Raw genomic sequence first — 21,513 nt, forward strand, 5'->3', positions numbered from 1 at the left:
TAACGTTGAATTTACTTCACAAAGAAGGTGCAGAATCAGTGACCACCGCAACAAATAATCCAACAATGTATGATCAATCTTTCTATATCGCTCAACAGGAGCGTAGTTTTAGTTCGGCTTACGTAGTCTTGGATCGCCTATTTAAATTTCTGCACCCAAAGCAAGTTATCGATATCGGTTGCGGCGTTGGGACTTGGTTACGCGCAGCCTCAAATCTCGGCGTGGAATATATAATTGGAATCGACGGAGATTATGTGGACCGTTCTATGTTGCAGATCAGTCCACTATATTTTCGAGCAGCCGATCTCGCAACGGAGTCTTTTCGAAGTGTTCTCAACAGAGATGCCGAACGTATATTTGATCTGTGTATTTGCCTAGAAGTGGCGGAACACATCCCATTTGAGCGCTCAAGCGCGCTCGTCGACGATCTCACGAAAACGGCAGACACGGTCTTATTCTCCGCAGCTGTGCCTTATCAGTATGGAACGGGGCATATAAATGAACAGTGGCCTGAATTCTGGGCTATGCTTTTTCGCGCTCGCGGTTATTCCTGCTTCGACTTCTTGCGAGACGAAATATGGAATCATCCTGATGTTGATTGGTGGTATGCGCAAAATACGCTTCTCTTTGTAAAAGATGGCTCGGAAGCGGCAGACTTTTTGGCGCAAAATTTTAACAGGGCAAAACTGTCTCTAGCGCGGGTCCATCCTGAAAATTTTATCACCAACGTATTGATCCTCCATCGTCGCCACCGACTAGCAGCGTTTTCAGAAGAGCAGACAGACTATCGAGCCCTAGTCGGAGCGTACGCAGCCGGCCAGTCCGTTATTCCAAGGTTGGAAACTGTAGCGCGCGCTTCTGGCAAAGACGACAACCAGACCGTATTTCCTTACACTAGAACGGAGATTAGCTATCCGGAGCAAGAACTAGCAGAACTGCAGTCAGCTCTCCAGAAAGAACAGATAGACAAGCAGTCTGCTGAGCAGCGCGCACAAATTCTTACGGCGCGGGATAACGATCTTGAGCGCCGAGTGACAGAACTGCAGTCAGCTCTCCAGAAAGAACAGGAACGCTATTCTGAAATGGAAGCCGAGCGAAATGCCACCTTACATGAAAAGCACCTGCTGGCCGGAGAGTTGCAAACTATCCTCTCGTCAACTGTATGGAAGTCAACCTTGCCGATTCGTCTTTTGACACCTCATTTGCCAACAGGGATGAGGCGAGTTGTCCGAGGCGTGGCGAAGGTCACTTGGTGGACACTGACCTTAAAGCTTGGACAGCGCTTAGCCACTCGCCGCCGTCCGTCTCCGGCTGAACACGCCACCAGCGCAACAGGACTGCAAGCAGCCCAAGGAGCAGTTGCGCACCCTCTTTTGACGGACAGCAACGACATGAACTTTCGAGCCTCTGAAACGTTGCCATCGCTCCAACAGGATGATAGCCAGCCAACTGTAGGCGTAAAACGAGGGATAATCTTGGTGATCGCGGACATTTTGCCACTTTTTGATCAGGCTAGTGGCGGTCTCCGTCTCAAAACAATAATTGACATGATGAGCGATGCGGGGTGGAGTATTGTATTCGGGTCATTCGCGGGCCTTAATGAACAGCCAGGCGTGCTAGCCACCCCGGAAGGGCGAGCACGCTACGAGGAAGCATTGTACCATGCGGGAACGGTCAAGATATTATATGGGACCGATGAGATCGACTGTTATCTCGAGGATTACGGTCGACAAATTCGCTTGGCATTTCTTTCATTTCCGGGAATTGCAGTTAGATTTATCCCCGTAGTCCTTAGCTATTGCCCGGGAACGCGCCTTATCTATGACATGGTCGATTTCCACAGTATCCGCTTAACGCGCGAGGCTGCGTTGCACAATGATCCGAACATTCTGAAACAAGCAGAAGAAACGCGTAACATCGAGATCGCGTGTGCGATTGCGGCCGACATTACCCTTGCAGTCACCCATGATGAAAAAAAAGAACTAATTGCTCTTGCTCCGGACGCAGTCGTTGAGGTTCTTCCAAACATTTTTACTGTTCCACCATACCCACTACATGATCAGGCTGGTCGGAGCGGAGTTTTTTTTGTTGGCGGTTTTTGGCATAAACCAAACACCGACGCTGTCATATGGTTCGTGAAAAACATTTTCCCGCGGCTTAGAATGGAAATACCAGATCTTTTCTTCAGCATTGCAGGCTCAAATGCAGGCGATGATATTTTGGCATTGTCACAGCAACCTGGAGTTGAGGTAGTGGGTTTTGTAGAAGATCTAGAGCAGATGTATTTCCGCCATCGGGTTTTCGTCGCGCCACTACGCTTTGGTGCTGGAATGAAAGGAAAAGTTGGACAGAGTCTAGCTTATGGCCTTCCTGTAGTTGCAACGCCAATTGGTGCCGAGGGCATGGGGTTGCAAAACGAAGTCCACCTGCTCGTCGGTAGGGATGAGGATGAGTTCGTCGAGCAGGTCCTGAGGTTGTATAGAGATGATAAACTATGGTCATCTTTATCTACATCAGGTTACGAATATATTAGGAACAATTATTCAGTAGACGCGATTCGAGATCACTTTGGAGAACTTTTAGATGGCTAATATACTGGTCGCCGGTGTTTACATGGCAGATCGAAAGAATTTGGCAAAGAGTCTTATCCATGAACTAAGTAGGAGTAGTCAGCATACTATAGTACAGCGCTGGATAGCATTGACGCCAAGCGGACGTGGTATTTGCGATCTTCCCTCAACGGAGATGATTTTGACAGATCCTCTTCCAAAGTTCATGGCTATCAATCTCGTAACGAAGGACGCCACAAATTTTGACTGGCTACTTCTATGCGACGACGATATCGAGGTAGAGGAAGGTTTTCTTGATATAATTATTGGATTGTCAGAAAAATACGATTTTGCGGTGTCGCAGCCGGCCCGCACCGTTGACAGTTACACTGATCATCCAATCGTGCAACTTATGCCGGGACTCCGAGCACGAAGAACCCGATTCGTAGAAATTGGGCCACTCGTGTGCATACGACGCGATGCAATGCATCTGCTGCTACCTTTCTCGGAAAGCGCTGGAATGGGTTGGGGACTTGATCTTATCTGGCCTAAGCATCTTGAGTCTGCGGAAATGCGTATGGGTATAGTTGACGCAGCACCAGTGGCTCATCGTTTGCGTCCGCCGGCCAACCTGTACGATAGTTCGGATGCTCTGCAAGAGATGTTTTGGAGATTAGCCGGCCATGAACATCTTACGTTTGACGACGCATTCACCGTGCTGGAAGCCTATTCATCATGAAGCCAGAGATCTCTGCAATACTGACGACTCGTAATCGAGCCCATTTTCTACCGCGTGTACTGCAAGCCTTATCCGAACAACGGATGAATGCTTCACGGTTTGAGATCGTCGCTATTGACGACGGTTCGATAGACTCAACGCCAAAAATTCTCGCTGACTGGCAGAGCCAGCTTCCGCTGCGTGTCTTACGTCAGAATCATGCAGGTCTAGCCGCGGCAAAGAATCTCGGCGTATTCGCTGCGCGCGCACCGATCGTCATATTTCTTGACGATGATGACGAAGCGGGACCAGACCTGTTTCTTGCCCACCTTGCAACGCATCTTGCGAATCCCGATCCGGCAATTGCAGTCCTCGGTTATACGTCTATTTCTTCCGAAATAGCAGCTCTGCCCGTCATGCATCATGTAACGCAGATTGGAAGCCAGCTGTTCTCTTACGGCTGGATGAAGCCCGGGCAAGTTTTGGATTACACGGCATTTTGGGGCGGACGTAGTTCGTGCAAGCGCAGTTTTCTAGTCCGCCATGGGGTGTTCCATCCGGCCTTCCGTTTCGGCTGTGAGGACATAGAACTGGGTTGGAGGCTAGCGCGTCATGGCTTGACGGTAATTTATGAACCCCGAGCTCAATCAGTGATGTTCCGCGGCTTAACGTTCGACGAATTTTGCGAGCGTTCACATAGACAGGGACTTTCTCAGTATCGTTTTTCCAGGCTGCACAACGTGCCAGAAGTTCGTTCATACTGCGAAATCGATACAGCAGTGGCTGCATGGGATCGTTATAAATTCAACTATAAAGCGCACCTAAGTTGGGTACACAAGATGGATCGGCTCGCGAATGCATGGCAGACTGGGCATATTCCACAAAACCCAATTTTGCAGAAAACGCTCGATGACGCGTATCACCTTGCGTTTTTCTTATCGCGCGCAAAGGGTATAGTGGACGCAGCGGTTGAAGATGGTGATCGGAGAGAAACGGTATCGTCAACCGACTTAACTGTTCTTCATCACCAGTAGTAACCTGCGCCATTCATGCCTGAGGTGCTCTTCGAAAAGCTCGGCGAACTTCCTTATATTGAAACAAATCAGGCAAGTCGTCTGAATGTTTTAGTGGAATTGAGACTGATTAGTCGGCCAGTGCAACGGATATGTCTGTCCTTGCGTATTCTGTTGATCATGGGCGGTGATTCTGCTGATCGTGGGCACCCCCAATCAGCGAACTTTCTGGTCACGTAAATTCTAGGCATAGGTGCCCACGATCGGTCAAATCAGTGGCGTCATGAGCACCCGGCCGTGGTGGCCGATCATCGGTGTAAATTTCTTCATTTACCTTTACCATGTAAACGGTAAATTTACTCATGATCCTGCCTCTCCATCGCCGGTCTGTACCCGTTGGCGGCGCATCGATTCGCCTTTGAGCTCCAGGCGGTGGGCACTGTGCAGCAGACGGTCGAGGACGGCATCGGCGACGGTGGGTTCTCCGAGGATTTCATGCCAATGCGAGACCGGCAATTGGCTGGTGATTAGGGTGGCCTGCTGGGCGACGCGATCATCAAGGATTTCCAGCAGATCCCGGGCATCCTCGCTGTTCATCGGGGCGAGGCCCCAATCGTCCAGGAGCAACAGGTGCACCTTGGCAAGAGTCGTGAGAAAGCGGCCGAAACTGCCGTCACCGTGACGGATATGAAGCTCTTCCAGTAAGCGCGGCAAACGGAAGTAGCGCACACTCAGGCCCTGACGGCAGGCCTGGTGCCCCAGGGCGCAGGCAATCCAGGTCTTGCCGGTACCGGTGGCACCGGTGATCAGCAGGTTTTGTCCTCGCCGTATCCAGTCACACTGTATCAAGGCCGCCATTTTGGTACGGTCCAGACCACGGGAGGCGCGATGATCGAGGTCTTCGACGGCGGCATGTACCTTGAGTTTGGCCAGCTGCAACAGGCGCTTTCGCCGGCGGTTGTCGCGCGCACAGAGTTCTCGGTCGAGAAGCAGTGCCAGGCGATCTACGAAGGGAAGTTCTTGCAGTTGCGGCGAGGTGGACTGCTCGGCCAGGGCCTCTGCCATGGCGTGTAGGTTGAGTTGCTGTAAGGTCTGAATGGTCGGTTGCAAAGACATGGGAAGACTCCGGTTTAGTGATAGTAGCGAGGGCCGCGGATATTGCCGTGCTGCGGTAACGGTTTGGCAGGAACGGGATCGTGTGGGCTGTGGTCCAGTCCCCGCTCCAGGATGGAGCGGACACTGCGGGTCGTGGGGGAGCCGTGGCGTAGAGCACGGTGACAGGCGTGTTCCAGACGCTCCTTCCCGTAGCGGCGACAGAGATGGAGTAGGCCGAGACAGGAGCGATATCCCTGCTCCGGATGGGGCTTGTTCTCCAGTTGCCAGCGCACCACGTCCCGAGTCGATGGACCGATGGAGAGCCCCCAATGCAACAGGCGCCCCGGACTCCATTCCAGGTGCCGCTGGTGAGCCTTGGGCATGTGTTCGGTCAAGGTGCTGTAGCGCGCCTGGACGCCCTCACGCAGATGGCAAGCGACGCGCTGTTGCCCCTGGAAGATCTCCACGGTTTGCGCGCTGATGCGTAGCTCCACCCGCTGTCCGACGAGGCGATGCGGTACGGAGTAGAAGCGTCCTTGGTAGGCAACATGGTAATCGATACTGACTTTGGCGGACTTCCAGTCAGCATACTCGTAGGGCTGTTCTGGTAGTGGCTGCAGGGCAGGAGCGTCCAACTCCGCAAAAGCGCTGCGGCGGCAGCCTGGTAGCTGTTTGAAGGGGCGTCCGTTCAGGTCTTCCAGTAGGCTGTGGAGAGTCTGATTCAGTTCCGCTAGCGAGAAGAACTGGAAGTGGCGCAGGCGCGCCAGAATCCAGCGCTCCACCACTTGCACCCCGACCTCGACCTTGGCCTTGTCTTTCGGTTTATAAGGGCGGGTGGGCAGTACCACCGCAGCATAATGCCGGGCGAGATCCTGATAACTTCGATGGATTTCGGGCTCGTAGCGCGAGGCCTTGGTTACCGCCGCCTTCAAATTATCTGGCACGAACAGACGCGGTGCCCCGCCAAAGAACTCCAGGGCGCGTACATGCGCGCCGAGGAAATCCGGCAGACTCTGGGTCCAGGTAGCCTCGCAATAGGTGTAGTTGGAGGCACCCAACACCGCGACGAAGATCTGCGCCGGGCGGATCTCCCCGGTCTGGGGATCAACCACCGGCACGATGGGACCAGCGTAGTCGATGAACAGCTTCTCACCAGCCTTGTGGTTTTGCCACATGCTGCGTTTGAGCCCCGCCCGCCAGCGTCGGTACAGGACGCAGAACTGGGCATACTGATACACCGCTTCTTGCGGGTACGCGGCGGAATATTCCTCCCAGAGCAACTGCAGGGTCACGCCTTTGCGCCGCAGCTCGGCATGGATCCGGGCAAAATCCGGCTGCACCTTGCCAGAGACGGTGTGCCGTGAGGGACTGGAGAACCATGCCGCTTCCAGGGCTACTTCTTGCCCCTCTGGCAGAGGCCAAGAGATACCTGCCTGTTCGGCTTTCTGTAAATACTTCCCGACGACTCCCTTGGAGAGCCCACAAGATCGGGCAATTTGCCGCTGGCTGAACCCTGCGGCGTGTAAACGGAGCACTTCGTAAATCGCTTTCATCGTCATCCTCGGTGTAGGCATCCTCGATCTCCTGTAAAAGAGCCAAGAATGCTTGCTAAGCCAATGAATGACCAGAAAGATTTCAATTCGCCAGAGGGTAAATCCGAACAGATTCTGGAATCGTGGGCACTGATTCTGAAAAACCCGCAAAAGTGCCCACGATCACACCAGAATCAGTGCCCACGATCGATCAGAATGACCGCCCACGATGCATCAGAATCGGTGCCCACGATGGTCCAGAATATGCAGTCCTCGCGGGGCTTCGATGTACCCATCTGCGTACTCGATAAGACGCGTATTCAGGAGGCGTTTGGCTGGAAGCCGGAGGTAGGTATGCAGGAAGGGCTCACCCGAACACTTACGTGGATTCGGCAGTCGCACGCGTAAAGCGTTGTAACGCGATCTCTATGGTGCTGCGAAATTCCCCGGCATCGGTATCGCGAATGACAGCTTGCAAGGCGTTGTTGCGTAACATGTTCCAGAGTGCTTCATCCTGATAAAGACGAACGCAGGAAGCCGCAAATGCTTCCGCATCTAAAGGAGCCTGCAAGAGCTCCTTACCGTGCTCCCACCCCAGTTGGGAGGCAATCAATTCTGAGGTCACAAAGGGTACACCGGCTGCAGCAGCGTCATGGGCCTTCATGGGGATGCCTGCGGCAAAACGCGTAGGAATGATCACTACCCTCGATGCGTTGTAATACGACGTCAAATCTTGGACGCTTCCTATGAGATGAATGCCTTCTTGTGCAAGCACTTTAGTGAATAGCTCAGGATTGGGCATATAGCCCACGATGTCGAGGCGCGCAGCATGGCCTAGGGACTGTCGGATCAGGGGCCACACGGTTTTACTGAACCACAGAAGACTATCTCCATTTGGGCAATCGAGACTGGGTAGAGCACCGACAAACAAAAAACCTGATCTCTCAGAAAAGCTCGCGGGGGTAGGCTCCACTTCCATAGAGTGGCCCAGCACCATACACTCTGCCACGCCTCCACCGCGAAAGAGGTCTGCCTCTGTGGCCGAAACCGCCAGTACCAAGTCAGCGGCTGCTGCCAACCTCATTTCCTCTTGCTCCGTGATACCAGCTTTCCCGTTTTGCAAGATCGCGCGTTCCTGCTCACGAAAGCTGATCAGAGCCTCCGCATCATAGATGATACGGGTTTTGTGCCTGATAAGGTCAGCCTTTTGCAGACGAGAGATATGGGCCATGTTGTGAGGACGCGAAACCCAAATTATGTCGTAATATTCAGCGCGTTCGCGCAGAAAAGAGGATAGCCCAGAAGCATCCCACCCGCGCATCACCTCAATGTCTTTTGGGATATCGGCATAGATCTCTTCCCAACTTTCCTGAGCGTGATTAGTGCAATAAATCGTAACCAATGCCTGTTTACAGAGTTCATGCACAATCCGGCAGGCGCGAGGAAACCCGGATCCGTAGCGAGGGCGTGGTATCCGATCGTCAACATATAGGATACGGGGTTGGAGTGAATGACTGCGTGCAAACAGAATGTTCATAGAATCGGGTAACAATTGTCCCCGCAGATAGTCTGTATGCCGCTGTACAAAAATATCTTTGTGGTTTTCCATCAGCGCATTAGCGTGCTCGCTACTGCCACTACCAAATTCAAAATGGTAAAGAACTACGTCCGGATCATAGAGGATCGGATAGCCCCCTTCCCAGAGCCTCACGCAATAGTCTGTTTCCTCATAATAGGCTGGCGAAAAGGCCTCATCAAATCCACCGGATTTTTGAAAGAGAGCGGTACGGGTTAACAGGAAGGCACCGGAGCAATAATCCACCGAACGGCGGAAACGATATTCAGGTCGATCTGGATGGTCTCCCCTTCCATAGCCATAGCAACTCCCATCCCTCCAAATAATACTGCCAGCTTCTTGCAACGCTCCATCAAGATTTATAATTCTGCCACCGACGGCACCGGCGTGCCTATTTTCTGAAAGTACTGTAATGGCTTTTTCTACCGTACCTGAGAGTATCTGAGCATCATTATTAAGAAGAAGAAGATACTCGCCTTTGACCAGATCGAGAACCTGATTGCAAGCACGTAAAAAGTGTAAGTTCTCACCATTCTGGATAACAATCGCGCCATACACGCGCTGCAAAAGTAGACCTGTTTCATCCGAGGAAGCATTATCGATCAGTATGACTTCACTCTGCTGTGGAAGGTGCTCTTCCAGGCTCTTCAAGCAGGCCAAGGTAAGTTCTGCTTGATTATAAAGAACAATAACCACGCTAAGATTAGGATTTGTGGATGAAGGAAGAGTAATTTTCTGGTCCGACTCCTCCAAAAACTTCAGAAGAGCGGATCGGTAATAACGCCGAGCGGCATCTTTCTCTGGAAACTTTTGATACTTAGAGAACGAAAGATTATAGTTGTTGCTTTTCCCTTCATGCGATGTGCCAGACAGGGGCCGAAAGAAAGGCATGACTTTCGCCTTCATGGCGGATTTCGCTTCCAAACTGATCGGCAATGCTCGATAAATTGAGCGAATTACATGATAGATAGAATGTTTTAAATTAACACCCATAGTCACACCTCAGTTCCGAAGCCAATGAGACTCGGCATTACTGCAGAAAGAAAGCCGTCGCTATCTACTTTCGCTGATCAACTATCGTCAGATATTAAGCCCTGTCACCAGCGACAGCTGGGACAGCGGCAGTCGAAGACATTGCCTCACATAAAAAGTCGGTTACCCTGATTACATTTACCGATCCGGTACTCACGTAGGCATTCTGAGATATCCACAGGCATGTGTCAACCAATTGTTTCGACCAATCTCTCTAGCGTTTTGCAGTTGATGAAAGATCATGTTCTTAGCCATAACAGACTGAGTCAGCGAGCGCGCCGCTCCTGAAAGATGCGGTTACCAAGATTAGCGACCAGGAATAGCCAGCCAAATCAACAGTGGGATAAACTTCATCTTCCGCCAGTTGTGGTCCGTTTCCAGAACGCGATCTATGCCTATTATAGCGACCTTCAAACGGCTCTAATTTGGCGGCTTCTAACATCACGACAACTCATAAGATGCTGATTGAAATATCGCAGATGGCCTAAGGGAATATTGACCAAAAATTTTCTACAGCATCATCCCAAGTGTATCGTTGTGCTAAATCACGCCTAAGTTCCCGACGCGCATCACCTCCCGTATCGTTGAGCACAGACTGAATTCCTTGTGTAATGGATTCGATTTCTAGAGGATCGCAGTAGCAGGCCGCAGGTCCACAGACTTCGGGCATAGATGCGACATTGCCGACCAGTACCGGGCAACCACAGGCCATGGCCTCGACGGGGGGTAAACCAAAACCTTCATAGAGCGACGGATAGAGAAAAGCATGAGCACGATGATACAGAGCGGGTAATAGTTCATCACGCAGGTAGCCTGCCATGATGACTTCCTTCCTTGCCAGCAATTTTTCCAACAGGGGCGCAAACGAAGACTCCTGCCAACCCATCTGACCGACCATGACCAAGGGATATTCCTGGCGCAGTGGCTCAGGCAGCATACTGTAGGCTTGCAGCAGTCGGCTGATGTTCTTGCGCGGCTCCAGTGTCGACAAAAAGAGCAGGTATGGTCTGCTTTCGCCATTCAGGGCAACGGACAATGCCCTGAGCTGTTCGTCGGTGGGTGCTTGCCAAAAGCGCTCTGAAATACCGGGATAGATCACCCGTACTCTCCCGGCCAAATCTGGGAAAAAGTGCAGGAGCTCACTCTTGCTGAATTGTGAATCGGTTACGACCATTTCTGCCCGCCAAAGACTTGCAGCGAGGTGTCTAACAAGAAAGCGGACGCGCCCTGGCGGGTGAAATTCTGGATAGCGCAAATGGGAAAGATCATGCACCACAACGATGCTCGGTATGCTGCTCTTGGGTAAGACATAGTTTGTACCGAGTACCAGATCGGGCTGCCAATGGCTTTTTAGTGCCTGCAACTGATATTGCTGAAGCCAAAGCTGGACTTCGCGCCCCATGGGAATTTTGTTGAGCCATTGCCGTGGGCGCCGCCTGGGAAGAATCAGACCCACCGGTTTTGGTGCCTCGGCAGAGCTTTCTCGCCAACTAAAATAGCGCATCTCAACGTCCGGACGCGCCTGTAACGCGAGGCTCAATTGCTCGGTGTAGTGGCCAATGCCGGCGCGTTTCCCCTGTAACGTGTTACTCTCCAGGGCCAGCTTGAGGATAGGGCGTTTCCGAGATTGGCCCTGTCCAGGTGAGTTGTCCCCGGCCTGTGTAGGCAAAAAATCCTTGCCGTACCACGCAGCACGGATGGCGACCCAGTTGGCAGTCTGTCCCTGGATAAGGCGCGATACCACACGCACGCTTGTCCCCAGAAACCACGCCGCACGGGGAACTTTGCTGTATTTCCTCAGGAAAGCCCCAGCCGAGCGGGTAACGTAGTAATCTTTGAGGGGGTGGGTCTTGCCCAGGCTGGAGGAATGTTCATGCCAAATGCGGGAGGCGTCCGCTACTGCAAGTTTCCAGCCGGCGGCCCGCAGTCGCAGGCAGAGGTCCGTATCTTCCCAGTACATGAAGAAGCTTTTGGAATCAAAAGACCCAACCCTTGCCAATGCCTCGCGACGCAGCAGAAGGCTCGCACCCGTAAGATAATCCAGCTTTTGCTCCGCTGCGGGATGGGAAAAGTGGGTAGAGAGGCCAGCCCAGAGGATCGCTCGCCCACCACCCCATACCAATATCTTTTTGGGACTATGCAGATCATAGATGACTGAACCAACTGCGCCGATGGATGGGTCGGACTCCATACGGGCCTGCAGCGCCGCGAGGGCATCGCTGGCCGCAACGGCATCATTGTTGAGCAGCCAGATGCTATCCGCCCCTTCGGACAGCGCGCGCTCGATGCCTACATTACAGCCGCCACCGAAACCCAGGTTGACCCCGGTGCAAACCAGCTCCGCACACAGCGGCGATGCCGCCAGATAGCGCGCCAGCTCGCTCGCACTGTCATCCTCAGAGCCATTATCGATCATCCAGACCTTGGCCGGTGCCGCGATCAGGTCTTCCAACGACCGCAAGCATCGCCGCGTTTTAATGAGGCTATTCCAGTTTACCAGAATGACATGGGTGTTCATGAGGAGGGCGGCGTCCAAAGGCGGTACGGCTCATGCTCTTCGGTGAGTAGCGCGACAAGCTGTGCTGCGGACTCCCTCCAGCTTAAGTAGGGCATATTTCTAGACTGTGGCGTCCTACCCTCGGCCTGCAATGCCAGCCAGTGCAAGATGGTATCCGCCAGATGTTGCGGATCCGTGTCGTTGGGGAAATAAAACGCGTGATCCCCAGCCACTTCCCGAAACACCGGAATATCGCGGGCAATGATGGGTAGACCACGGTGTGCTGCCTCGATCAGCGGTAAACCGAAGCCCTCGGCGAAGGACGCGGCAAGGAGCGCCGTACTTTGCGCGTAGAGTCGCAGCAACAGATCGTCACTGGCCCCTTCCAGCCAGAAAAGACGCTGGCCGCGCTCTGGATGGCGTCGCAACCTGCGAACAAGATCATGGCTGCGCCAGCCTTCCTTGCCAACAATCACGAGATTGATATCTTCGCCCTGTGCCCAGAGCGCCTCCATAGCATCAAGCGCTTGGGCGTGACCTTTGCGGGGTTCAATGGTGCCGACCATGAGGAAAGTGGGCCGAGAATTGACTGACCTAAGAACATTTTCATCTGAGCTACTGATGCCTGTGGTAGGTTTGCTCGATTGCAGGTCAGCACCCAGATGGAACCAGCCAATCGGCAACGGCGTTTGACGGAGGTCCGGATGAGCGCGTAGCCAATCGAACGCGTCGTCTGCCACGGACCGCGAGACACAGACAACCGCATCAGCAACGGCCAGAACGTTCTTCAGCCAATCAGTGAAGGCCAAGCGCAGGGCCTTGGGGCTAGTGTCGAGTTGGACGGCTACAAGATCATAGGTGGTAAATATCACGCGCAATCCTTGCGCTCGCAAGGATTGCAAGATGGCGAAAGGGAAGTGGAGGTACAGGTCAGCGCTGAAAAAAATATCCCCAACCGTAATTTCCACCGGATCGTCAGTCGGCTCCACCACTTTTTGATTAAGAAATTCGGCCATAAACTTGTCTGCATAAAGAAGACAACCATCGGCATCGGCGCGTACCGCTCGTACACAAAAGCCTGGGGGTGGATTACGTAACAGTTCTCCTAGTAAAGCGCGCACCACACGCTGGATACCGGTGTGGATATCTTTTAACGCCAATTCGGAGACGTCGAAGAGTAGTTGGCGTGTATGGCCTTCTCGAATAGGTGGAGCTGATTGCATGAGCGGTGTTTGACGGCGTTCGTTGGTGAATTTCTTGAGCCGGTAGACGAGAACTCGTCCCTCTTCCTCCAGGCCGGGGAAAGGTCGCAGAAGGTTACGCGCAAACGCCATCAAACGCTGGTCATACAGGAGGGACCACAACCAATGGCGTAGGGTTGCTCCGGCTGGACGCTTCATGGAGTTACCCCAGGCTCGTCGGGCTTTCGGGCTACAATGGCATAGATGAAATATGCTCGTGACGGATCGTGACTTTCTGCCAAGGTAACTGCCAAGGGACTCGTGTAAATGATTTGCAGGTTGATGAAGCCGTGCCACTGCAATAAAAAGGTCAGCCAGTCAGATGACAGAGGACGTCGATGGGTGGGGTCAGTGTAGAAAACATGGAAGGCGAGAGGATGCTTGATGTTGATGGTTTCCACCAAAAAAACCCCTCCCGGCGCGAGACGTTGAAAGATCAAGGGGATCAGTTCGTCGATCTCCTCCGGAGTCAGATGCTCGATGACCTCCAGCATGGAGATCCCGGTGAAGGACTTTTCGATAGTGCCAAGGTAGGAAATGGCATCATCTTGCTGGACGACTCGGCCCAGCGCCTGCGCCCTTTCCACTTCCCGAGTTTCCCGGTCGATCCCCTCGGCAAGGATCCCGTGATCGCGGAGAAAAGCAACAAATTCTCCTGCACCGCAGCCGATATCCAAGAACACTCCCCTTCTTAGGTGAGCGATATATGGCAGGTAGGCGGCATATTGATCATACAGCGTCTTCTCGTACCCATCTCCCCATATCTCACTGAAATAGCTATAGAACTCACTATTTTTGCCATCCAGAGAAGGTGGGCCGAGGCGGGCCATGGCACGTTCTAGAAAAGGTTCCGCGGCAATGGTGTGGGCAAACGGGAGGCCATAGCTGCCGTAGCCAGCTAATGCCCCAAGGGTCTTTAGGGGTCGATATAGGGGTGTGTTACGCAGATATGCTTTGATCTGTTGTAAAAAGGACATGGTCTATCGTGATGGATTGCGGAGATGGGGAATAAGATGTCTAGCCGGTATACGTCTGCGCAAGGACTCTGGGCTTGCCCGCCAGGATGCCAGGATAGCAGCAACGACTGCGGCCACTCCAGTAAAGAGCAGACAGCCAAGAGCCATGGGCATGAACGCGCTCAGGCAGGCTAGGAGAACGGCAAGAACAGTAGGAACAATAGCACGCAGAAAAGTGACGGTACTGCGGGTCATGACAAAACAAAAAAATGCGTCTGCCGTACTGCGAAGCAGCCAAGCGAGGGCCGCGCCAAGTATTCCCAGAGAGTCAACTAGCCACCACAGAATGGCCAGAGAGGGCAGCAACTCTATAAGGTAAAATTTCGCCATGAGATCCGGCCGGCCTTGGGCGGGCATCCAGTTGTGGGGGATGAAAGCGGGGGCATTGATCCAAATGCCGACAAGCAGCACAACAGCTACCGGCGCCGCGCGCGCCGCTAGATCCTGGCCGATCCAAATTGTTAAGAAAGGATGGACCAGCAAAATCCCCAGGACAATGAGCGGCGTCTGAATTGCCACGAGCGCACGGATGCCATCATGGAGCAACTCCTCGGTTTCGCTTCCCTCGGCTCGGGCAAAGCGGGGAAAGAGCGTAGTGCTCAAAGCAAAAGGTAGATAGGTAAACCGTTGGGTGAGGTTATAAGGCACGGTATAGGCCGTGACGGCAGCGGCATTGATCTGAGCGCCAATGACCAAGCGGTCGACGATGGTCAGCAAGGGGGTGACAAGGCCCGAAACGCTTACCCAACCGCCAAAGCGCAATAAGAGGCCGATTTCTGGCGGGTGAATGCCGGGCAATCCCGCAAAAGGTAGTTGCCGAGCGGTGGCTGCAAGCATGAAAGCAACACCAAGCAGGCGGCCTGCGAGTGCCGCGGCCAGCAGCACAGGCATGGCTTGATGGCCCAACATGGCGGCGACGAGGGGAAAGGTTTGCAGGCCGATTGTTCCAACCATCTGACTAAGGTTGAGGGAAACAAAGGCTTGCCGAGCTTCCATGGCACCTGCAAGCACGGATATCATGGCAGTCAGGGGCACGATAGCGGCGAGCCAGGGGATCGCACTATCCATCTCCGTGCGTAGATTGGCAGGTATGTGGAAGATGTTTGCAAAAAGCCATTGGCCAAGGAAATAGAGGACAACGGCCCCAAGCAAGCCCATCCCAGCGGAAAGGATGAAGGCGGTCCAAAAAGTTCGATTTCGTCCAGCAGCATCATCCTGACGCGCCACGCGCTGAGCCACCGCCCGGCCCAGCCCCAAGTCGAAGGCGCCGAAGTAGCCCAGGAAGGTAAAAGCCAGCAGGAGGACACCGTAGCGCACTTCACCAATCCACTCTAGGTAAAGAGGAACCGTGACTAGGGAAACCGCCGTCGGCACAAGGAGACCCATCAGGTTGATCAGGGTGGAGCGTGCTATCGAGAGACGGGAATCGCTGCTGGTGATCACGACGTTGGATGTTTGCGCGGAACAGCGCACTCGGAGTCATCCTGCAATCGGCACAGTAACACAGGTACTCATACCTCCACGTCTTTACGGAATTGGATATAAACCAGGTATTCGCATTCTACGTCTATTGCCAGTACCTTTCCGTCCAGCAGCGCTTTGATCTCCTGTCGGCTGATCTGGATTGCGGCACCGGATCCCCAGCGTTTGCCGAAGACTGATTCTTCTGGGCCGATTTCTGGCATCGCGTCAAGAATGGCCACACCACGCTTTTTTTCGAGGCGCATTATGGCCCCTCATGGGTTTGTTTGCCATCGTCCACCCGCGAGCCGAAAAGCCCGATCCGCGCCTCCAGGCCAAAAGCCTCTGAAGCACTCTGGCGAATGATGGCGACTTGCTCGGGGCTCAGGCGCATGATTTCAGTCCACCCACAGACTGGAAAGTTCTAGCTCAATAGCCGCGAAAGGCTCGATGGCGGCCTGGTCAGAGCCACCCCAGGCGCCCAGAAGTAGCCAGCGGCCGTCTTGATTGGCGTAAGCCTCCACGGTGCGGGTGTCGGGGTCGATGAGCCAGCAATGAGAAACTCCGGCGGCGGCATAACGCGGCAGCTTCAGGACCCGGTCGGTGCGGGCGGTGGCGGGCGAGAGCACCTCGCAGACCCAGTCGGGGGCGACTTCAAACCAGGCGGTCTGGGGCAGCGAGGGCAGGCGCTCCCGGCGCCAGCCGGCGAGATCGGGGACGAGGATATCGGCGTCCAGATGCAGCTCGGGCTCATCCAGAATCCACCAGCCACCGGGGCCACCGCCTCCTCCCAAATCAAAAGGATTGCCCACCTGGATGCCCAGTGCCGATGAGGCGCGGACATGGGCCGGCGCGGGCCGAGGATGGGTATGCAATCCTCCGGCAATGATCTCCTCGACCACGTTTTCGGGCAGTTCGAGTAGATCATCATAACTGGCCAGGCGTTTGGCAGTAGCCACAGAGCGCTCCTTGGTGCCGCAGTCAAAACTCCCGCCATTATGGCGCCGCTACAAGGCTCGGGTCCACGTCGCCTAACCTATTCACTCGCTGCGCCTTCGGTAACGATTACGGTCGCCTCGGTGGCCACATCCTGGCGGTGTGCACCAAGGCAATTATCCACACAGTGTTGTCCTGCACCTCATACACCAAGCGGTAGCTTTCGTGGGGAATCAGCTCACGAGTGCCTGGAATCAGTCCTGTCTTGCCAATGAGTGGATGCTCAGCCAGACGACCCGCAACTTCAGTGAATAGCTCATCCATCCGAATGGCTGCAAACGGGTTGTCCTGGCCGATGTAATCAATGATGTCGGCCCGGTCTTGCTCGGCAGCGGCGGCCCAGAAGATCTTCACGCGCCCGCGCCGCCAGCCTTGGCCAGCAACTGCGCGCGTTTTGCCGCGAAGCGTGCCTCAACATCATCTCCACTGGCGTAGTCACCGGCACGGATTTGCGTCCGCGCATCTTTTACCTTGCCACTCAGAAATTCCTCGTACTCACGCACCTGACGTTGGCGCTGCACAAATTCACGCATCAACTCACGCAGGATTTGCGACGCTGGCCGATGGCTGGCTTCAGCCTCTGCCATGAACTCAGCGCGCAGCTCTGGCTCTAGCTTCATAGTAAAAACAGCTTCTTTAGACATGGTGCGCCTCCAGACAGCTTGTGTACTTACGAAGTATATACATTGTCTGTATCACTGTCATCTGTGATGGATCGGCACCCTTGGGTTCGCTACTCCCAGCAGAAGCTGAGGCCACCCTCGTTACGGTCGATCAGCCAGCAGTGCCCAGCTCCCGCAGCGGCATAGCGCGGCAGCTTCAGCACCCGAGAGGATGGGTATGCAATCCACCGGCAATGATCTCCTCGACCACGTTTTCGGGGAGGGCAAGTAGATCTTCGTAGCTGGCAAGGCATTTGGCAGTAGCCACAGGGCGCGCTCCTGAGTGGCGAAATCGATAGAATCACACGGCCTGCGAATCATACTGGTGAATCGATTCAAGGACTCCCCGCAGTCTTTCACGAGCTACGGCAAGATCCCAGTCCGTCTGCAAACCGATCCAAAAGCCATCATTCATGCGGAAAAACCGGGAAAGCCTGAGCGCCGTATCGGGAGTAATGGCTCTTTTCCCGGAGACAATCTCCCCGATGCGGCGTTGCGGCACCCCAATCTCTTTGGCCAGACGATATTGGGTAATACCCATCGGCTTCAGGAAGTCCTCCATCAGGATTTCGCCGGGATGTACGGGGGCAGTCTTGCCTGCAGCCACGTCCGCCACATCGGAGAAATCCATCCGTTCCATCTCTTCCACGCTGATACTCATGATCCCCCTCCATCAGTGATAATCGACGATCTTCACTTCCCAGGCATTGCCGTTTCGCCAGGTAAAGCAAACGCGCCACTGGTCATTGATGCGGATGCTCCATTGGCCTTCCCGATCACCGGAAAGTTTTTCCAACCGGTTGCCGGGAGGGGTTCGCAGTTCCTCAACTGACGTCACCCGATGCAACTGTGCCAGCTTACGTTGCGCTATCCGCAAGAGATCGGGACCAAACATGCGCACGCGAAAATTAGCGAAGACCGCAGCAGTTTTCTTGTCGGCGAAACTCCTGATCATCGACGAATACTAACGTGCAGCAATAGTAACAGCAAGTATGGCGCAGGACTTGAAACAGACAACGACATCGATACATACAAGCCATGGTCACCATCAACGCCTCTCTTGCGCCATCCGATGACTATTTTGCTGGTGAGCCAGCCATGCTGCAGTAAACGGCCTCAGTCGGGGAACTTGACTGGAAATCTATTGCACTAAGTGGTATCCTTTAAAAATGAATGGCCCAAGGACTTGTCGACGCAGACTTGGGCGGGCATGTGGTGAAGAAGCGAGTCGCGCACTACCAGGGCAGGGGAAACGCAGCGGTGCCAGGATCATCGTCGCAACGAAGATGGCCGACCGCTGGTTCTTCCTCTATGGGTTCGGCAAGAACGAGCGAGCCAACATCGACAAGGACGAACTGAAGGTGTTCCAGGAGATGGCGAAGGAATTGCTCGGATTCGATGATCGACAGCTGGCAACCGCCCTGTCGGCGGGTGAGATTGTGGAGGTATGTGATGGCAACGACAAAGCGTAAGAGCCGAATTCTGGATGAGATGCATGAAACTGCGCGTGGGCTGCATGGCGCAGGTTTGATCAGCAAGCGACGCATGGGCGAGTTCGACGCGCTGCGCCATCTCGATGTCCAGGAGATGCCCCCGCAGAAGATCAAGTCCCTGCGCGAAAAAGCGCATGTGAGCCAAGCGGTGTTTGCCGCCGTGCTGAATACCAGTCTGTCTACGGTGCAAAAGTGGGAAGTGGGCGACAAGAAGCCGAGCGGCCCGTCCCTGAAGCTACTGAATCTGATCGAGCGCAAGGGGCTGGAAGCTGTCATCTGAGGACATGCCTCCTAACTATTTTCAGCCGATAGCCGGACGGGCGTATGGTCTATACAAGCATTGAGCGGCGCAAGGTGCGTCTGGCTGGTGGCATGAGCTTGTCGAAGGGCGAGGCGAGCCAAAGAGCCAGACTCACGCCTCGGGGCCAAAGGTCTCGACGGCACTCTGGCGGATGATTTCAGTCCACCCAAGTCTGTGATTCTTCCAAGCTCGGGAAACGTTGTTGGATTTTGCTGTCGAGTGCGTACATCCTTCGGCTATCCTGCGTCACAACAGACGAGCTGATTGCCCTTGGGCCGTGAGAAGTGCCACTGCTTTCTTGTCGAAGGATACGAAGGTTTCCCCGCCAAGCCAATTGCCTTCATAGGCAATGACGCCATCAGCAAAGTCACCGCCCGCGTCGAGCACTAGCAAGCCGGCCTCCACGGCAGGCCGGTTCACTTCTACGTTGGCGGCTGCCAGCAGTGCCCGGATTGCGCTGGCCGCGTCGCTTTGTTGGAACCCATATACGCGAAGCAACACCCAAACAAACTCGCAAAGGCATGACAACGCGACCGCGATCAACTCGGCGGTGGTCAAGACTGTGATGGCAGCGTCCGCTTGAGCGCGATCGTCGCACACAACTGCACGCACAAGAACATTGGTATCCACTGCGATCTTCATTTCTTGCCCACCCATCCTTGCGCAGCCGCCTCGTTGATTTCTTCGATGCTGGCAACTCTCTGCGTCTTACCCTCAAGCAGGCCAACAAAGCTGGCTATCGTTCCAGCGGGCCGCGCCGCCTTGAGTAGACCCCTACCATCTGGCAGCAAGTCCAACTCAATCTTGTCGCCTGGCCTGATGCCGAGGTGTTGCAGGACGTCCTTCCGAAAAGTCACTTGTCCCCGTGCGGTAACGGTCAGTGTGGTCATGATGTTGCCCCCAGCAATATCGTAGATTGATGCACTGCAGGGTAATGCACAACCACCTTACCTTCAATGTCTATCAAACAAATCAGTCCGCCCAGAGATGGGAGAGATCGAGCAGGTCTTCATTCCGGGCAAGATGTTTGGCGGTGCTCATGAGGCGCGCTCCTGGGTGGCGCAGTCAGAACCTTTGTCGTTATGACGCCGCTACCGGGCCCGGGTCCATGGCGTTGGGTCGAGCCTTGTGCAGAAAGTATCCCTGGATTTCCAGTCATGATATAATTCATCATGCCTGATAGAAAGATTGTGGATGAGGCTCATCATATTGCAAAGCGGCGCGGGAATGGGCAGCTACGGCGAGAGGTATGGGTTGGCGATGATGGCAAGGTCAGCCGTTACAACTTGGCCTATATCAACCACGAACTCTGTGCGGTCGATAACGGTCGGGTTGTGGGTTATGACAATCCGCATGGATATCACCATAGGCACTATTTTGGCACGGTAAGCCCCATCGATTTTGTCAGCTTCGAGGAAGTCGAAGCGGCATTCCAGGCCGATTGGCTGGCCTTCAGGAGGTGATGACGATGTTTCTGCGAGTTTCTGACGAGAAATCGTTTTTTGAGAGTGGGAGAAAGATTGCGCGCCTAGCGGACGCGGAGAAACTTGTAGAGGAAGAGATGACAATCAGCTTTGAGGATCCGACCGATCTTCTGCATGTGCTTAGCACATCCAGGCTTGCTGTTCTGCGGGAAGTCTTGGAGAGGCCACGTTCCATAACGGAGCTTGCTGAATGCCTGCATCGTGATCGCAGCGCCGTGAAGCGAGATGTCACCGTGCTCGAAGAATCTGGGCTAGTGCTTGTGGAAGAGAAACCGTTGCCAGGACATGGGCGAAAAAAGGAAGTGCGACCAGTAGCAGATGCTATTCGATTGGAAGCGGTTTTGGCGTGATATGCCTCAGCCCAAGCTCACTATGCGAGCCAATGCGCACGAGCTGCAACACTTCGTCATCGGGTTTCCGATAGATCAACACCAGATCGGGCTTAACGTAGCAGTCCCGATGATCTTTCCAGTCGCCAGTCAGCGCATGGTCGCGATGGCGTGGCTCCAGCAGCTGGTCGCCCGCCAAGGCTTTGCCGACGGGCACCAGATCCACATCAAGCGTGGCGCGGTGATGTCCCTTCGCCTCGCGTTTGTAGTCGCGCTTGAATTGGCTGGTGTACTCAATCCTCCGCATGCAAGCCCGCTATGAACGCCTCAATGCTATCGAAGCTCTTGAGGTTGCCGGCGCGGGCTTCGCGCATGGCGGCGATGGTAGCTTCGTTCGGCACCAGGGGTTCAAATGGCAATGCCTTCTCTCGCGCAATGCGGGTCAGCATGATGCGAAAGGCATCGGACACAGTAAGACCCATCGCCGCCAAAACGGCCGATGCTTCTTCCTTGATGTG

Annotated in this window: 25 protein-coding genes; 7 read left to right on the forward strand and 18 right to left on the reverse strand. The window is 54.3% G+C overall.

Annotation, left to right across the window (positions count from 1 at the left end):
- The first annotated feature begins 38 nt into the window (after positions 1–38).
- Genes ACQAYK_RS07875 through ACQAYK_RS07885 form a run of 3 tightly spaced genes read left to right on the forward strand, consistent with a single transcriptional unit; the run spans position 39 to position 4,301 of the window.
- Positions 39–2,591, forward strand: a complete 2,553-nt coding sequence (locus ACQAYK_RS07875) for a glycosyltransferase (protein WP_483167414.1) — start codon at positions 39–41, stop codon at positions 2,589–2,591.
- Entirely contained in the window at positions 2,584–3,288 is a 705-nt protein-coding gene (locus ACQAYK_RS07880) for a hypothetical protein (RefSeq protein WP_483167415.1), read from the forward strand. Before ACQAYK_RS07875 ends, ACQAYK_RS07880 begins: the two co-directional genes overlap by 8 nt.
- Entirely contained in the window at positions 3,285–4,301 is a 1,017-nt protein-coding gene (locus ACQAYK_RS07885) for a glycosyltransferase family 2 protein (protein WP_483167416.1), read from the forward strand. The genes ACQAYK_RS07880 and ACQAYK_RS07885 overlap by 4 nt, the downstream gene beginning before the upstream one ends.
- 339 nt (positions 4,302–4,640) lie before the next feature.
- Here ACQAYK_RS07885 and istB read toward each other — a convergent pair whose 3' ends face one another.
- From istB to ACQAYK_RS07955, 14 genes are all read right to left on the reverse strand, one after another.
- The gene (gene istB, locus ACQAYK_RS07890) at positions 4,641–5,396 is read right to left on the reverse strand and encodes an IS21-like element helper ATPase IstB (protein ID WP_483167356.1); all 756 of its coding nucleotides are present in this window, start codon (positions 5,394–5,396) and stop codon (positions 4,641–4,643) included.
- A gap of 14 nt (positions 5,397–5,410) precedes the next feature.
- Positions 5,411–6,949, reverse strand: a complete 1,539-nt coding sequence (gene istA, locus ACQAYK_RS07895) for an IS21 family transposase (RefSeq protein WP_483165846.1) — start codon at positions 6,947–6,949, stop codon at positions 5,411–5,413.
- Positions 6,950–7,286: 337 nt separating this feature from the next.
- Entirely contained in the window at positions 7,287–9,476 is a 2,190-nt protein-coding gene (locus ACQAYK_RS07900) for a glycosyltransferase (protein ID WP_483167417.1), read from the reverse strand.
- Positions 9,477–9,999: 523 nt separating this feature from the next.
- Positions 10,000–12,033, reverse strand: coding sequence for a glycosyltransferase (locus tag ACQAYK_RS07905; RefSeq protein ID WP_483167418.1), 2,034 nt, complete (start codon positions 12,031–12,033; stop codon positions 10,000–10,002).
- Positions 12,030–13,412 carry a glycosyltransferase family 4 protein gene (locus ACQAYK_RS07910; protein WP_483167419.1) on the reverse strand — a complete coding sequence of 461 codons (1,383 nt, stop codon included), beginning with the start codon at positions 13,410–13,412 and terminating at the stop codon, positions 12,030–12,032. Before ACQAYK_RS07910 ends, ACQAYK_RS07905 begins: the two co-directional genes overlap by 4 nt.
- Positions 13,409–14,230: a class I SAM-dependent DNA methyltransferase gene (locus ACQAYK_RS07915; RefSeq protein WP_483167420.1), complete on the reverse strand. Its 822-nt coding sequence runs from the start codon at positions 14,228–14,230 to the stop codon at positions 13,409–13,411. The genes ACQAYK_RS07910 and ACQAYK_RS07915 overlap by 4 nt, the downstream gene beginning before the upstream one ends.
- A 3-nt stretch (positions 14,231–14,233) precedes the next feature.
- A complete protein-coding gene (locus tag ACQAYK_RS07920) occupies positions 14,234–15,742 on the reverse strand; it encodes a flippase (protein WP_483167421.1) in 1,509 nt (502 codons plus the stop codon).
- Between the two features lie 38 nt (positions 15,743–15,780).
- Positions 15,781–15,996: a hypothetical protein gene (locus ACQAYK_RS07925; protein WP_483167422.1), complete on the reverse strand. Its 216-nt coding sequence runs from the start codon at positions 15,994–15,996 to the stop codon at positions 15,781–15,783.
- The gene (locus ACQAYK_RS07930; RefSeq protein ID WP_483167423.1) at positions 15,996–16,124 is read right to left on the reverse strand and encodes a hypothetical protein; all 129 of its coding nucleotides are present in this window, start codon (positions 16,122–16,124) and stop codon (positions 15,996–15,998) included. Before ACQAYK_RS07930 ends, ACQAYK_RS07925 begins: the two co-directional genes overlap by 1 nt.
- Positions 16,125–16,128: 4 nt before the next feature.
- On the reverse strand, positions 16,129–16,689 hold the full coding sequence (locus ACQAYK_RS07935) for a Uma2 family endonuclease (protein ID WP_483167424.1): 561 nt from the start codon (positions 16,687–16,689) through the stop codon (positions 16,129–16,131).
- A gap of 106 nt (positions 16,690–16,795) precedes the next feature.
- Complete coding sequence (locus ACQAYK_RS07940; protein WP_483167425.1) at positions 16,796–17,080, reverse strand: type II toxin-antitoxin system RelE/ParE family toxin; 285 nt, start codon at positions 17,078–17,080, stop codon at positions 16,796–16,798.
- Positions 17,077–17,370 carry a hypothetical protein gene (locus ACQAYK_RS07945; protein ID WP_483167426.1) on the reverse strand — a complete coding sequence of 98 codons (294 nt, stop codon included), beginning with the start codon at positions 17,368–17,370 and terminating at the stop codon, positions 17,077–17,079. Before ACQAYK_RS07945 ends, ACQAYK_RS07940 begins: the two co-directional genes overlap by 4 nt.
- Before the next feature lie 319 nt (positions 17,371–17,689).
- Positions 17,690–18,049: a HigA family addiction module antitoxin gene (locus ACQAYK_RS07950; protein ID WP_483167427.1), complete on the reverse strand. Its 360-nt coding sequence runs from the start codon at positions 18,047–18,049 to the stop codon at positions 17,690–17,692.
- Positions 18,050–18,061: 12 nt separating this feature from the next.
- Positions 18,062–18,343, reverse strand: coding sequence for a type II toxin-antitoxin system RelE/ParE family toxin (locus ACQAYK_RS07955; RefSeq protein ID WP_483167428.1), 282 nt, complete (start codon positions 18,341–18,343; stop codon positions 18,062–18,064).
- Between the two features lie 214 nt (positions 18,344–18,557).
- On the opposite strand from ACQAYK_RS07955, the gene ACQAYK_RS07960 reads away from it, so the two are divergent.
- Entirely contained in the window at positions 18,558–18,860 is a 303-nt protein-coding gene (locus ACQAYK_RS07960) for a type II toxin-antitoxin system RelE/ParE family toxin (RefSeq protein ID WP_483167429.1), read from the forward strand.
- Positions 18,841–19,161, forward strand: coding sequence for a helix-turn-helix domain-containing protein (locus ACQAYK_RS07965; RefSeq protein WP_483167430.1), 321 nt, complete (start codon positions 18,841–18,843; stop codon positions 19,159–19,161). Before ACQAYK_RS07960 ends, ACQAYK_RS07965 begins: the two co-directional genes overlap by 20 nt.
- Positions 19,162–19,428: 267 nt before the next feature.
- Here the strand turns inward: ACQAYK_RS07965 and ACQAYK_RS07970 are convergent, their stop codons facing one another.
- On the reverse strand, positions 19,429–19,824 hold the full coding sequence (locus ACQAYK_RS07970; protein ID WP_483167431.1) for a type II toxin-antitoxin system VapC family toxin: 396 nt from the start codon (positions 19,822–19,824) through the stop codon (positions 19,429–19,431).
- Positions 19,821–20,072, reverse strand: a complete 252-nt coding sequence (locus tag ACQAYK_RS07975; protein ID WP_483167432.1) for an AbrB/MazE/SpoVT family DNA-binding domain-containing protein — start codon at positions 20,070–20,072, stop codon at positions 19,821–19,823. The genes ACQAYK_RS07970 and ACQAYK_RS07975 overlap by 4 nt, the downstream gene beginning before the upstream one ends.
- A 282-nt stretch (positions 20,073–20,354) precedes the next feature.
- Between ACQAYK_RS07975 and ACQAYK_RS07980 the strand changes: the two genes are divergently transcribed.
- Positions 20,355–20,645, forward strand: a complete 291-nt coding sequence (locus ACQAYK_RS07980) for a toxin-antitoxin system TumE family protein (RefSeq protein ID WP_483167433.1) — start codon at positions 20,355–20,357, stop codon at positions 20,643–20,645.
- Entirely contained in the window at positions 20,645–21,016 is a 372-nt protein-coding gene (locus tag ACQAYK_RS07985) for an HVO_A0114 family putative DNA-binding protein (protein WP_483167434.1), read from the forward strand. The genes ACQAYK_RS07980 and ACQAYK_RS07985 overlap by 1 nt, the downstream gene beginning before the upstream one ends.
- Here ACQAYK_RS07985 and ACQAYK_RS07990 read toward each other — a convergent pair.
- Together ACQAYK_RS07990 and ACQAYK_RS07995 are read right to left on the reverse strand one after the other, a co-directional pair.
- Entirely contained in the window at positions 20,988–21,302 is a 315-nt protein-coding gene (locus ACQAYK_RS07990) for a type II toxin-antitoxin system YafQ family toxin (protein WP_483167435.1), read from the reverse strand. The two genes, ACQAYK_RS07985 and ACQAYK_RS07990, sit on opposite strands and share 29 nt — an antisense overlap.
- Positions 21,289–21,510, reverse strand: coding sequence for a type II toxin-antitoxin system RelB/DinJ family antitoxin (locus ACQAYK_RS07995; protein WP_483168025.1), 222 nt, complete (start codon positions 21,508–21,510; stop codon positions 21,289–21,291). The genes ACQAYK_RS07990 and ACQAYK_RS07995 overlap by 14 nt, the downstream gene beginning before the upstream one ends.
- Positions 21,511–21,513 lie beyond the last annotated feature (3 nt).

This window comes from Acidithiobacillus sp. AC3 (assembly GCF_050261095.1).
In the GTDB taxonomy this organism is placed as follows: Bacteria; Pseudomonadota; Gammaproteobacteria; order Acidithiobacillales; family Acidithiobacillaceae; genus Igneacidithiobacillus; species Igneacidithiobacillus copahuensis.